The 12,617-nt window shown below is 44.8% G+C and carries 13 protein-coding genes; 5 read left to right on the top strand and 8 right to left on the bottom strand.

Annotated features, from left to right (window positions below; genetic code table 11):
• Positions 1-271: 271 nt before the first annotated feature.
• Positions 272-772 carry a hotdog fold domain-containing protein gene (locus AC5YB3_RS05100; protein ID WP_259522331.1) on the bottom strand — a complete coding sequence of 167 codons (501 nt, stop codon included), beginning with the start codon at positions 770-772 and terminating at the stop codon, positions 272-274.
• A gap of 224 nt (positions 773-996) precedes the next feature.
• Between AC5YB3_RS05100 and AC5YB3_RS05095 the strand changes: the two genes are divergently transcribed.
• Entirely contained in the window at positions 997-1,911 is a 915-nt protein-coding gene (locus tag AC5YB3_RS05095; protein ID WP_310802083.1) for a polyprenyl-phosphate transporter, read from the top strand.
• 90 nt (positions 1,912-2,001) lie between these two features.
• Here the strand turns inward: AC5YB3_RS05095 and AC5YB3_RS05090 are convergent, their stop codons facing one another.
• From AC5YB3_RS05090 to AC5YB3_RS05080, 3 genes are read right to left on the bottom strand one after another with little or no spacing between them, the layout of a single operon-like run.
• The gene (locus AC5YB3_RS05090) at positions 2,002-2,661 is read right to left on the bottom strand and encodes a helix-turn-helix transcriptional regulator (protein WP_006085738.1); all 660 of its coding nucleotides are present in this window, start codon (positions 2,659-2,661) and stop codon (positions 2,002-2,004) included.
• Between the two features lie 50 nt (positions 2,662-2,711).
• Positions 2,712-3,986 carry an L-cysteine desulfidase family protein gene (locus AC5YB3_RS05085; RefSeq protein WP_011847397.1) on the bottom strand — a complete coding sequence of 425 codons (1,275 nt, stop codon included), beginning with the start codon at positions 3,984-3,986 and terminating at the stop codon, positions 2,712-2,714.
• Between the two features lie 24 nt (positions 3,987-4,010).
• Positions 4,011-4,394, bottom strand: coding sequence for a Rid family detoxifying hydrolase (locus AC5YB3_RS05080; RefSeq protein ID WP_006082557.1), 384 nt, complete (start codon positions 4,392-4,394; stop codon positions 4,011-4,013).
• A gap of 256 nt (positions 4,395-4,650) precedes the next feature.
• Here AC5YB3_RS05080 and AC5YB3_RS05075 point away from each other — a divergent pair, with 256 nt between their 5' ends.
• The gene (locus tag AC5YB3_RS05075) at positions 4,651-5,922 is read left to right on the top strand and encodes an SLC5/6 family protein (protein WP_494526690.1); all 1,272 of its coding nucleotides are present in this window, start codon (positions 4,651-4,653) and stop codon (positions 5,920-5,922) included.
• Positions 5,923-6,073: 151 nt separating this feature from the next.
• On the opposite strand, the gene AC5YB3_RS05070 is transcribed toward AC5YB3_RS05075, so the two are convergent.
• From AC5YB3_RS05070 to AC5YB3_RS05060, 3 genes are read right to left on the bottom strand one after another with little or no spacing between them, the layout of a single operon-like run.
• Positions 6,074-7,693 (bottom strand): methyl-accepting chemotaxis protein, encoded by a 1,620-nt coding sequence (locus AC5YB3_RS05070; RefSeq protein ID WP_494526689.1) that lies wholly within the window; start codon positions 7,691-7,693, stop codon positions 6,074-6,076.
• A 44-nt stretch (positions 7,694-7,737) separates the two neighbouring features.
• Entirely contained in the window at positions 7,738-8,148 is a 411-nt protein-coding gene (locus tag AC5YB3_RS05065) for a type 2 periplasmic-binding domain-containing protein (protein ID WP_283628039.1), read from the bottom strand.
• 9 nt (positions 8,149-8,157) lie between these two features.
• Positions 8,158-9,234, bottom strand: coding sequence for a porin (locus AC5YB3_RS05060; RefSeq protein WP_342897665.1), 1,077 nt, complete (start codon positions 9,232-9,234; stop codon positions 8,158-8,160).
• Between the two features lie 774 nt (positions 9,235-10,008).
• On the opposite strand from AC5YB3_RS05060, the gene AC5YB3_RS05055 reads away from it, so the two are divergent.
• From AC5YB3_RS05055 to AC5YB3_RS05045, 3 genes are read left to right on the top strand one after another with little or no spacing between them, the layout of a single operon-like run.
• Entirely contained in the window at positions 10,009-11,151 is a 1,143-nt protein-coding gene (locus AC5YB3_RS05055) for a transglutaminase-like domain-containing protein (RefSeq protein WP_494526688.1), read from the top strand.
• A gap of 16 nt (positions 11,152-11,167) precedes the next feature.
• Positions 11,168-11,485 (top strand): membrane protein, encoded by a 318-nt coding sequence (locus AC5YB3_RS05050; protein ID WP_012587143.1) that lies wholly within the window; start codon positions 11,168-11,170, stop codon positions 11,483-11,485.
• Positions 11,482-11,766: a heavy-metal-associated domain-containing protein gene (locus AC5YB3_RS05045; protein WP_432320242.1), complete on the top strand. Its 285-nt coding sequence runs from the start codon at positions 11,482-11,484 to the stop codon at positions 11,764-11,766. Before AC5YB3_RS05050 ends, AC5YB3_RS05045 begins: the two co-directional genes overlap by 4 nt.
• A gap of 247 nt (positions 11,767-12,013) precedes the next feature.
• Here the strand turns inward: AC5YB3_RS05045 and AC5YB3_RS05040 are convergent, their stop codons facing one another.
• Positions 12,014-12,520, bottom strand: coding sequence for a hypothetical protein (locus tag AC5YB3_RS05040; protein WP_494526687.1), 507 nt, complete (start codon positions 12,518-12,520; stop codon positions 12,014-12,016).
• Between the last annotated feature and the right edge of the window lie 97 nt (positions 12,521-12,617).

Here is a 12,617-nt window from a genome sequence, read left to right as displayed (position 1 = left end):
ATATAGGGTAGTGCTGCGATAAAGGGCTGTTATTTTAAAATCTCGTATTTAACAGGTCGAATTAAGATCTCGTATTTAAGAGCTCATATTTAACAGTTCGGATTTAAAAGTCCGTACTTAAAAATCCTTACTTAAAAGTGAGCGAGCAAGGCGCCGTGCAATTGCGCTAACCGAGTTTTTTAACGAAATACGGCTGAAGGCTAAAAAAGTAAAAGGGAGCTTAGCTCCCTTTTTAGATGCAGACATTAAGCACAGCGCTCGTGTAAAACGCTTATTTCTTTGGTTTTTCTGAAATCCACAACTTGATATGTCCTTTCACCACAACCACACCTTGGGTGTCGTAGGCGGTAACGGGGACGAGCATATCGCCGGGAGTCCATTGTTCTGGCGTCACTTCGGCGATACACAAAATATCGCTGCCGGCTTTAGCGGTATAATCCAAACTCATGCCCTTAGGGATCCAACGTAAATGCTTTGGAATTGAGGCTTCGGCCATCACGCCCATCGCCATTTCTAGGCCGTTACAAATCGCAATCACATGCACAGTTTTTATATGATTATGAACAGCATGGCGTTTTTTAATTAAACAGGCGCAATGATTAAGGCGTAATTCAGTGATCAGTGGTTTGATGGTGCCGAAATAGGGCGCCATGCGTGAAACCATGATTGAAAACAGTTTTTGGCCGAAGGGATAACGGCGAGTCTTATGGTAGAGCGCGAGCACTTTATTTGGTTTTTGTTCTGCAGTGCTAGAAGAGTCTGTCTGGCTCATGGTCATCCTTAATAATGGTGCAAAAGGGTATTGTTATCTTGAGCCTGTTCCAAGTTGGGTTTGGACTGCTCTGGTCGGATGAGTGTAACATTAGGATAACAACAAATACCAGTCGGCTTAATTAAGCAAACTTCATTTCGCGGTTTTTAGTGTAACACCGTATAATTGCGGCCAATTTGCCGTTTAGCGGCAATGGCATATTGATTTAACTACAAGGACTCACAGTGAAATATTTGCTGACGTATTTTAAGGGAATGGCCATGGGCGCTGCCGATGTCGTGCCAGGCGTTTCGGGCGGCACCATAGCGTTTATTACCGGTATTCTCGATACCTTGCTCGACAGTGTAAAACGCATCAATCCTTCCCTTTGGGGTGTGATTAAGTCGCAGGGCATAAAAGGGGCATTTGCCCATATCAATGGTGGCTTTTTAGTGAGTCTGCTGGCGGGGATCCTGACCAGTATTTTTACCTTTGCTAAGCTGATCTCTTGGTTACTGGCGACGCATCCGATCCCGATTTGGTCCTTCTTTTTTGGGCTTATTCTTATCTCTGTCGTGCATATGCTTAAGCAAGTGAGTGGTTTCACTGTGGCACGTTTAGGTTTATTTGCCTTAGGTGTGCTGGCCGCATGGGCGATAACTGTGTTAAATCCGGTCGCGGTAGAAGCCAGTTACATGAATATCTTCTTCGGTGGCGCGATTGCCATTTGCGCCATGGTGTTACCAGGGATCTCTGGCAGTTTTATCTTATTACTACTGGGCTTATATCCCGTGGTTTTAGCGGCGGCTAAAAATATTCAGCTGGATATTTTGGCCTGTTTCGCCGTTGGCGCTGTGATGGGATTACTGACATTCAGTCATCTATTGTCGGCACTGCTGCGTAAGCACCACGATGCCACTATCGTGTTTCTAACCGGATTAATGTTAGGCACCTTAGGTAAAATTTGGCCATGGAAAGAAACTTTGACTTGGCGGACTAACTCCCACGGTGAGCAAGTGCCTTTGCTGGAGCAAAATATTTCGCCGCTTAATTTTGAGCAAGTGACGGGCCAACCTTCGCAACTCGCCTTTGCGATTGTGTGTATGCTGGCAGCGATTGCACTGGTATGGGGTTTAGAGAAAGTGGGTAAAAGGGATTAATCCTTCTATCCCGACTGGATTAGTTTACACAACAAAAAGCAGCGAATATTCGCTGCTTTTTTGTTTTTGATACCCTGAGATAATATTGAATTAAGCTTGATTGGCTTTAATTTCCCGCAGGTAGCGGTAAATAGAATGTACCGAAATCCCTAAACGAGTCGCGGCCACTTGGGCGCTGTCTTTGAGCTCAAAAATACCTAACTCATGCAATTGATTGACGATTTCACGGCTCTTTTGTGAGGGTGAAATCCCAGGGTTGGAGCGCACTTCATGGTTGATACTGTCAATCGTGCTATGCAGCGCTTCATCGATATTGCGGGCAAAAATTTCTGGTGAGCTGGTCACTTCAGTGCTGAAAAGGTTATCCGGCATCATAGTGCGCAGCACAGATTGCAGCGGCGCATCCATGTCGCTGTTAATGCACAGCAAACCTATGGGCTGATTTTTACTGTTGCGGATCACTGTTGTGATCGATCTCAGCGTCTTACCATTGGCGCATTTAGTTAGGTAAGAGTTAGAAATATCCTGACCTGTCTTGAGTTTAAGCAAGGCAAGGTTGGTTATCGGCGCCCCCACTTCTCGGCCAGTGACATGGCCATTGGCAATTTTGACCACAGACGGATGTTTCGCATCTAGGCTGTGCAATACCACTTCTGTGTGCTGACCATACATAGCAGCGATGCCATCGACGATATTTTCGACCGATTTCAGAATATCCAGATCACTTTGCGTTAAATCTTGCAGTTTCACAATTTCAACCTTTGGTTATTAACCCGTCATTATTCAGCGGGTTAAAATCATTATGCCGACATAATATCGATAATAGTGACATCTGTGGATGACATGCCATTGAGGATCATTTTGCCAATGTTTTTAATGGTTTTTTCAACATCGGTTGCAATAATACCTTGGCCGGAGACATTGTGACTACTGAGCGCCATCAAAAATGAGCGCACGGCCGCACTGGAAGACGTGCTGACCTTCATGGCGCAGGAAGCTTTAGCGCCGTCACACACCATGCCCGAGCTGTCACTGATCACGTTTTGAATCGCGAAACAGGATTGTTCGAACGAACCTCCCGCCAAATACACCATGGCCATAGACGCGGCGGCGCTGGTGACTGTATTGCCACAAAATGCCGACAGCGGTGGGTAATGGGACTTGATATAAATCGCCCCGAGATGGCTCATGATCAACGCGCGGGCGAGTTGTTCTTCCGAAACCTTATAGCATTGCGCCGTTAATACCACGGGAATAGTCGCGGCGATGCCTTGGTTGCCACTGCCAAGATTACTCATGGCGGGCAAATTAGCACCGCCCATGCGCGCATCTGAGGCTGCAGCCGTTAACATCACGATTTTATTGAGTAAATCTTCACCAATAATGCCGGCGGCTATGCCGCTTTTCATGGTGCGGCCGACTTCGAGTCCATAGGGATTCGCCATGCCTTCATCGGATAATTTGCCGTTCAGCTCAGAGGCTTCGAGGATGAACTTGATCTCTTCGAAGGGGACTTCTTGGGCGAAGCGATAAATGGACTCGATAGTGATATCGACGCCTTCACAGATGGAACCCGTGGCTTTGGCTTGCGTGCTATCGACGCTGAAGACTGACTCACCGTTGAGGCGCTTTTCGGCAATAAGCGTATGGCCACCACAGATTTTCACTAGGGCTTCGCGGTCGCCTTTTTTTGCGATAACGCAGCAATAAATAAATTCTGCGGTTTCAGTGCGCTCGACGGTGACTTTACCCGCATCGATCAGTGCCTGTGCTTTGGCGACTTGCTCCGGCGTGATCACTGCCAATACTTCTAAGCCCGCATCAGGATTACCGGCAATGGCGCCTGCCGCTGCGGCAATTGCCAGACCGATTTTGCCTGTACCAGGCACAAACACACCCATAGAGTTTTTATAAAGATTGTCAGACACTTGTACCGCAATTGAATCGGGCTCAACACCCAGTAAGGCGCGAGCGACTGCGGCGGCGTAAGCGGCGGCGATGGGCTCAGTGCAGCCTAATGCGGGCTTAACGACTTGTTTGATGATGTTAATATACTGCTGCCATTGGGGTTTCATCAGCTTACAACCTTTTGTTAATACTTAAATTTTCACGTGTGCTATCGCTTCAACTTCCACTTTAACGCCCAGTGGAAGATCCTTCACCGCAAAACAGCTACGCGCTGGGCAGTCGGTTTTAAAATAGGTTTTATACACTTCGTTAAAGGCGGCAAAGTCACTGATCTCAGCAAGATAACAAGTTGTTTTGAGAACCGTTTCTAAGCTACCGCCGCCCGCTTCAAGCACGTATTTGAGATTGTCTAGCGACTGAATCGATTGTGCGGTGATCCCACCGTCAACCACGCCGCCTTTCTCTTTACAAACGGGCAGTTGGCCAGAGGTGAAGATGAGATTGCCATAGCTCGTACCGTGTGAATAAGGGCCAATGGCTGCGGGAGCGCTTTCTGCGTGAATAATGGTTTTCATTGTCTCTCCAACGTGCAAATAAAATTGAATGCCGCGGTCGGCTGATGTGCAACATTATTTGTATTTTTTGCATTTATTGCAATTATTTTTTAATAAATTTCACTTGCCACTGTGATTTGTGCGCTATTTATCCCGTTTTTAGCTAAGTTGTGAGCGTTAACTCTTTGTTCAACAAAAGTTGAGTATAATGGTTGCTGAGTTCGTTTTGTTCAAATATATTTGCACAAAATAATAGCAACAAGGTAAAGGTGAAATAATGGATGCAACAATTACTGCTGCACAGTGGAAAGCAGATACCCGCTTCGATAGTACGGATTGGGGCTGGATAATCATGAGTATCGGTATGGCAATTGGCGCGGGGATAGTTTTCTTGCCTGTTCAGGTCGGTTTAATGGGTCTATGGGTGTTCTTACTGTCAGGCATTATTGGCTATCCGGCCATGTATATGTTCCAGCGGTTATTCATCAATACCTTAGCCGAATCGCCTGAGTGTAAGGATTACCCGAGTGTGATTTCGGGTTACTTAGGTAAAAACTGGGGCATGTTGTTGGGCGGTTTGTACTTCATCATGCTGGTTATTTGGGTGTTTGTGTATTCAACGGCCATTACTAACGACAGTGCTTCTTTTTTACAGAGCTTTGGGGTGACGAAAGACTTGTTGTCACATAATCCCTTCTACGGGTTAGCGCTGATCTGCGGCTTAGTTGCTTTAGCATCCCGCGGCGAAAATCTACTGTTTAAGATCTCCACTTTTATGGTGCTGACTAAGCTGGGCGTTGTGGCTGTGTTAGGGCTATTGATGGTGGACAAGTGGGATATCAATAATATTGGCGCTATTCCGGCAACGGGAGATTGGTTAAAAGATGCGGTCGTTATGCTGCCCTTTACGCTGACATCGATTCTGTTTATTCAAAGCTTAAGCCCTATGGTGATTTCATACCGTTCGCGGGAAAAATCCTTAGCCGTGGCGCGCTTTAAAGCGATGCGCGCCATGAATATTGCCTTTGGTGTCTTGTTTGTCGTGGTGTTCTTTTATGCTGTGTCATTCACGCTCGCTATGGGTCATGAACAAGCGGTGCGTGCATCGGAAGAAAATATCTCAGCCTTAGCCATGGTCGCCCAAGGTATGCAGGGACAAACACTAAAATTACTGAGCCTGACACTGAACATTTTTGCGGTAATGACGGCTTACTTTGGGGTGTATCTTGGTTTCAGGGAAGCTTGCCAAGGGCTAACCATGAATATGCTGCGTCGATATATGCCTGAAGATCGCATCAACAAAAAGCTTGTGGGTTACGGCATCATGATTTTCACGATTCTACTGTCGTGGGGTGCGATTGTATTGAATGCGCCAGTGCTGAGCTTTACGTCGATTTGCAGTCCAATCTTTGGTTTGGTCGGGTGTTTGATCCCTGCTTATTTAGTGTATCAAGTGCCTGCACTGCATAAGTACAAAGGCGCGTCGCTGTACATCATTATCACCACAGGTTTATTGCTGTGTGTATCACCTTTCTTGGCGTTTAGTTAGCAGATTTAAAATGAGGGAAGTTAAGCCTTGATGCATAAAAAAATCGGTATTGAGTTACTCAATACCGATTTTTTGTAGGAAAACTATCTCACACAATCAGCTCAAGCGATGATCTCATGCAATCATCACATGCCATCATCTCAAACAATGGTCAAAGTTTGAATTGTGAGGTGGCGTTTTTCAGTTCATCGGCAAAATCAACTAGCCCTTCGGAGACATTGCGAACCTGCGACAGAATTTGCAATGTCTGTTCGAATGAAGCGTTCATGTTGACGACGTTATCGACTACTTGAGAAGCGACTGAGGCTTGCTCCTCCGTTGCCGAGGCAATGTGGGTGTTCATGCTATTGATACTGACAATTTGCTGCTGAATCGATTTTAATGCACTGCCTGTGTTTTGGGCATTGGTTTCATTTTCTGAAGATTTCGACATGGCCACATTCATGGTATTGACCGAAGAAATGGCCGCCGTTTTAAGGTTTTGCAGCACATGACGAATTTCTGTGGTTGCATCCGCAGTTTTAGAGGCGAGGGCACGGACTTCATCCGCTACCACGGCAAAGCCCCGTCCTTGCTCACCCGCGCGAGCAGCTTCGATGGCAGCGTTCAGTGCCAACAGGTTAGTTTGCTCAGCAATCGAGGTAATCACATTTAAGATAGAGGTGACATTTTCAGTGTCTCTGGCAAGTTCATTAATCGAGTTAGAAGCGGCCTGAATCCCCGTATTTAATTCCTGTGAAATATCGATAGTACGTTGGACGACTGTCATACCTTGCATGGCTTCTTTTTCGGCAATCTGGGCGGCACTGGCGGCTTGGCGCGCATTTTGCGAAATTTCAATGACGGAGTGGCGCATGTCTTCCATTGAAACTTGCACAGCACTGGCATCATGGCTTTGTCTCTGAGTTGCATGCGTCGCATCTTCCATTCGCTGTTTGAGTGAGTGCGAGCTTGCAAGCAAGGGATCGGTAACATTCACTACCCTGCGAATCGAATCACCGAGTAACCCAAGGAATCGATTGAAGTTACTCGATACTTGGCCGAGTTCATCACTACCAGACACGTTAAGTTTATGGCTAAGATCACCCTTACCATCGGCGAGCTCACTCAATGACTGGGCAACATTACGGGCAGAAGAGCTAATGGCGCGTGCAATGGCGATAGTGACAATAAACATCAAGATCAGCAAAGCGATACCGATGGAGAGGGTAAGCCATAAACTTTGCTCCGATCTGTCGCCTGCTTCTTTTATTGATTGTTTAAATTCGAGTACTTTTTCTTGTTTGTAGTTTTGTATTTCATTGAGTACGGCTTCATAGGCTTGGGATTTTTCTTGACTGATTTGGCCAATATTTGCCATATCAATCGTACCTGCCAGCATGCCTTTAGCCAGCTTAATTGTCATATCGTTATAACGGGTTAATTTAGCCGATAGATTGTTGAGTTGATTGGCTTGTGAGGGATCGACGTTGTCTAACTGTTGGAGGTTTTTGCGTAAAGATTCGTACATAGTACCTGCACTGGTTAACAGATCTTCGTCGGCAAAAGAAACGGATTGAGTATAAAGCTCATCGAGTCGTTGGATAAAAAACACGTTTTGATTGGCGAGTTCAACCCTTTGGTAAACTTGCTGCTCCATATAGTTAAGAGTGGTGCGATTTTTATTTATGGAGATAACACTAATGCTTAAGTTTAAAGCGAAAATGATGACTGCTAAAATAAATATCGCGATAACTTTTTTAAAAATTGAAATGTTATTAAAGAAATTCATCCCTTGCCCCCAAGTTGTGCCGAGCTAAAGCCCGGCACTCCAATCTAAAACTCGGCAATAACTTTTACCGAATCATTGGCCTCACTACTATCAATATAGCCAATAATATTAGGGTTAGATGCAACTAATTTTATCATCTCCGCCCCACTACTGACCTCCTTGGGTGGCGTTCCTTTGCCTGTAAACACTTTCTGTGACCAATATGACTTAAGTTGGCTGGATGACTTGCCCAATACTTTAGTGTCAAATGTCTCCCTTAAGGGCATAGCGCTGTCAAGATTGACCGGTACTGCTTGGGATCCTCCTGGGAAGGTCTTTGTTTTTCCTAAAAAAATATTCTCGATTGATTTTTGATCTATTGTATCCGTATTACTGGGATTCACTATGACAACTACGCCAGCAAATAATGGCATTGAGAGTAAACTGAGTAGGATTGAGCAAAGTAATTTTTTCATATCTCTCTCCTAAAATACTAAATCAATACCAAGACTGATGGATTTCGAATCCCCTGCGATTTTCAAGCCTGGGCCACCGTCATCTTTAACATCATCATATTGAATTTTAAAGGCTGCCGAGGGGTGGAAATCCCAACGTATTCCTACTGAACTCGTATGGTGCACTTCGAGATTTTTACCTTCATTGAAGTCCGAATAGGAAATGTATGGCATCACTGAATCGATACGGTAGCCGAAAGTGAGCAAGTAAGTATCTAGATTGCTACCATCGAGATCTAAGCGGTTCAGCTCTGATAGAAAGAGGAAGTTCTCATAATCTATGTTAACTGACAGGCCATAAAATTTGCCTGAACGTTGGGTGCTGCCATTCCATTCCTGCTGAATTCCACCAATATAACGTTCATTCGTGTATTGCATATGTGTAAGGCGAATATCTAACCAATCTTTATTGAATTGGACAACAATACCGCCTATGTCCTTCCACACTTCTCGGGTATTTTCGAGGAAGAAAAAGTCAGATAACAGTTTATTGGGTTCACTATCTTCGCTACCGTAATAGACTTGCCCTGACATGGTCCAGTCGCCAATTAAATAGTTATATAGCGCGCTGACACCTGTGTAGTTAAATATTTGCCATGTGTAGTTATCTGCGGGTGGACGTATCCAAGGATAGGCATATCCAACATCAAAAAAATCACTGTAATAGTAGAGAGGTAAGCGTTTTTTACCGCCTTGTACTGTCCAATGATCATTGATCTCGTAGGATAAATAAGCCCATTCAAAACTTGCTGAAAAATCATCGGCACCGCGTGAGACGACCTGTGCAGTGGCTGTTAATCCTTCAAGTAAATCCGCTGAAAATTGGATTCCAAATAAGGTATCCGGTTTAAAGCTAATATCTTCATCGTAGGCACCAACGAGTGGATAGTCGGCGAGAAAGGTGGGACCTAAATCAAACTCAGCAACGCCAGAACCTTCGAGAACTTGACCCGCGACAACTGAGGCAAAACCTGAAATGTTCACTTCTGCATACGCGGTGGTGCTGAGCAAGAGTGAGCAAAGACCTAATGAAAACTTATGTTTCATAAAAAAGCCCTTTAAAGTGAGGTATATTCGTTTTTAAGCCTAGAACAGGTGTGAACATACGCAAACTTTTATGGAACATTTTTGCAACACAGTGGTCTAACTCTCATTTCGAACGCTGAGTTTGGAATTTATGTTGTGATTATTGAGTTGAAAGTGAGTTGAAAGCGCTAGATGTGCCAAATATCTAGACCTGAATTCGGGCAAGTTTAGAGGCCGCAATTTTAGTACACACTTAAATTGCAGATTTAAGCGTATAAATTTTAGTCACTAAATTCGAATTCTGTTTCATTTTTGCAGATGAAAATGTTGTAAAGCATATTTTGTAAATAATAGTTCGGCCAAGAGAATAACTCATTTTATTAAATGAGAACTCTGCACGTTTGCACGATAAATAACTAGGAATTATCTCCCTCATAAATATTAACTTCGACTAATGTTGATATTTTTTTGCGGTGTGATTATAAATGAAATACGAGTGATACTTGTTTTAGTCGGCTTGAATTTGTTCAGTTTATATAATCCTCTTAATTTTTCATCGTCTTAGTCTTCTAAAATTGCTCTTCTAAGAAAAGTCGACATTTATCCCATTTTCACGAGTATGCCGCGCTGCGGCATATTTTACTGCGTCTTTTTCTCCGATTTACGGTCTTTGTACTGTATGGTGAGCAGCCTAAATTGGGTTTGATTGCTGCATAGGGTCATAGAACCTATAATCTTGCTCTGTGATGTTGAGTTCTCTTCTTTCTAACATGATCCAATAAAAGGAATGTCATAATGCAAAGACGCAATTTTTTAAAAAGTGCGGCTATTTTGTCGACTGCGGGTTTTATCACGCCGGTACTGGCATCTTCCTCTAAATCGAGTGTCGTTGAACCTAGCGCAAGCGATGGACGTCGCCGTTTTATCTTAACAAACGCTTACCATCTTGTTGCTCCTGAAGGCTCTGAGGGCGTGGTTAAGTTGTGGATCCCTTTGCCTGAAGACACGCAATTCCAACGGGTTAGTAAGCTGAATTTCACCGGCAGTTTTAAAGATGCCTATATCAGCTCAAACAACAGTTATGGCGCTAAAACGCTGTTTGCGACTTGGCCAGATGCCAAAGACAGCATGACAATGACCGTTGAGTTAGACATTGAAACCTTAGATTGGGAACCGCTTAAAAGCGGCGCTTTGACTCACTATCGCACACCAACACAGATCCACTATCCTGCAGATGTAGAACGTTATTTACTGCCGACTAAACATATGCCAATTAACGGTATTGTGAAGCAAACGGCGGATAAAATTGTGGGTAGCGAAACTGAACCACTGAAACAAGCGCGACTGATATACCTTTGGGTTAGCGCCAATATGTTCCGCGACAATAGTGTGATTGGCTGTGGTACAGGTGATGTGGCCAGCATTTTAGAAAGTGGCAAGTTAGGCGGTAAGTGTACCGACATTAACTCGGTATTTGTGGCGCTAATGCGCGCTGTGGGTATCCCTGCCCGTGAAATGTTTGGTATTCGCTTAGGTCAGGCGATCAAGATGGGTCATTATTCTAAAAAGGCCTTTGGTAGCGCCGATGACAAAGCGGCTGCCGATGTCAGTGGCGGTCAACATTGCCGCGCTATGTTCTATTTAGCGGGTTATGGTTGGTTGCCAGCCGATCCTGCCGATGTGACTAAAATGCGCTTAACGGAGAAAAAAGAACACAGCGATCCTGCGGTTCAGGCAGTGAATGATTACCTCTTTGGTAACTGGGAAATGAACTGGGTTGGCTTTAACTATGGCCGCGACTTTGATTTATTCCCTGAAGCCGAGCAGACACCACTGAATAACTTTGGTTATCCCTATGCGGAAGTCGATGGCGATCCTGTGAATTATTATGAACCAAAAGTGTTTGCCTATGACTACCAGTCAACCGAACAACGCTAAGGGACTCTTAGCGACGATGGCCGCCGCAGTGGTTGCTGCGGTTGCATCAAGCCTATGCTGTATTGCCCCGCTTATTTATCTGGTGTTCGGGGTGTCGGCCGCGAGCCTGTCTGGGATTGAGCAGCTGAGCTGGCTGCAAGTGCCCATGTTGATACTGTCGACTGGGCTTATCCTGATGGGATTTTGGCGGCTCTATTTTGCTAAAAAACTATTGTGTACTGCGACGTTGAGTCGTACTCAGATGGTGTGGCTGTACTGGTTAACTGTACCTGTCGTGCTGGCATTTCAGTTATATCCTTTTGTATTACCTTGGTTATTAGAGGTGTTCGAATGAAGTTAGTGTTATTTTTTGCCTTTAGCCTGTGTTCAGCGTCGAGCTGGGCGGCAAACGTGCTGGTTACCTTAGATGTTAAGGGCATGACTTGTCCGCTGTGTGTCACTGTCGTGAATAAAGCCCTGCGTAAAACCGATGGGGTGATTAAGGCCAAGGCTTCGTTGAAAACCGAGCAAGCAATCGTGACTGTGCCAGAGGATTTTAATCTGGATAATTTGCTCAGGGCCGTTGATGAAACCGGTTATAAGGGCAGTATTAACAAGATAGAGAAACAAGCTTAAGCGTCTTAGAACAGTTACTGGTAACGCATTTTAGCAACTCGTTTTTAGCCACTTTCTATTAGCCAGTTTTTAGCAAAAGAGTTAGCCAAAAAATATTAAATATCAGCCTAAGTTCAAATGCTTAGGCTTATTTATTACCGAATGAATCACTCGCCACGTCATCAGTCTATCTTCCACACCCGCTTACACTTCTCTCAATACTCAATACACCTCATTTCGCCTAACGCCTAGGCATTCCATTGCTTGGTTAGCTGTAATACACCTCAGGATCGACTCTGCGTTGCCTCTGTTCATTTTTCTCTGAAGACTCCTTTATCAGATCCATTTTTTGCGCTTGCAGTAACTCTAGCTGCTTGGCTTTTTCTTCATCAGACAGGCTTTCATCGTTGGCAATTTTTTCCATTTCAGCCTCTAGCTGCTTCAGTTTTTCCCTATCGATACCTGTACGCTTATCGAGGATCGTCTGCATGGCTTCAGCCAATTTGTCGGTGCTTTTATCTGACTCAGGGTTGCCAGCAATGGCTTGCACATTACCCGTATAGCCTTGTTTGGCGTTAGTTGCGAGATGGCTATAAGTATCGGCTGTCGCGACAGGCGTAGAAAAGGAGAGGGTTACAGTATCTAGGCTTGCTGCGGGACTCGATGCCGCCATCAAAGTGGGATCATTGGCTTGGCTACTCTGACTCGACTTGAGTTGCGTGAGTGCCAAATTAGCATAGGGATTGGTATAGCTGTTGGGGTTGATTGTGCTCATGTCCGATTCCTTTTGGTATGGCCCAGTGGTTGCGATTGAGTCCCTTGGTCACCTTTGGCTTTAATGCTGTGCGGTTAAATGGTGCTACTGGGCGTTT

This window comes from Shewanella sp. 1311 (assembly GCF_059338235.1).
Note: the sequence above shows the minus strand (reverse complement) of the source record. Positions and strands in the feature narration are given on the sequence as shown.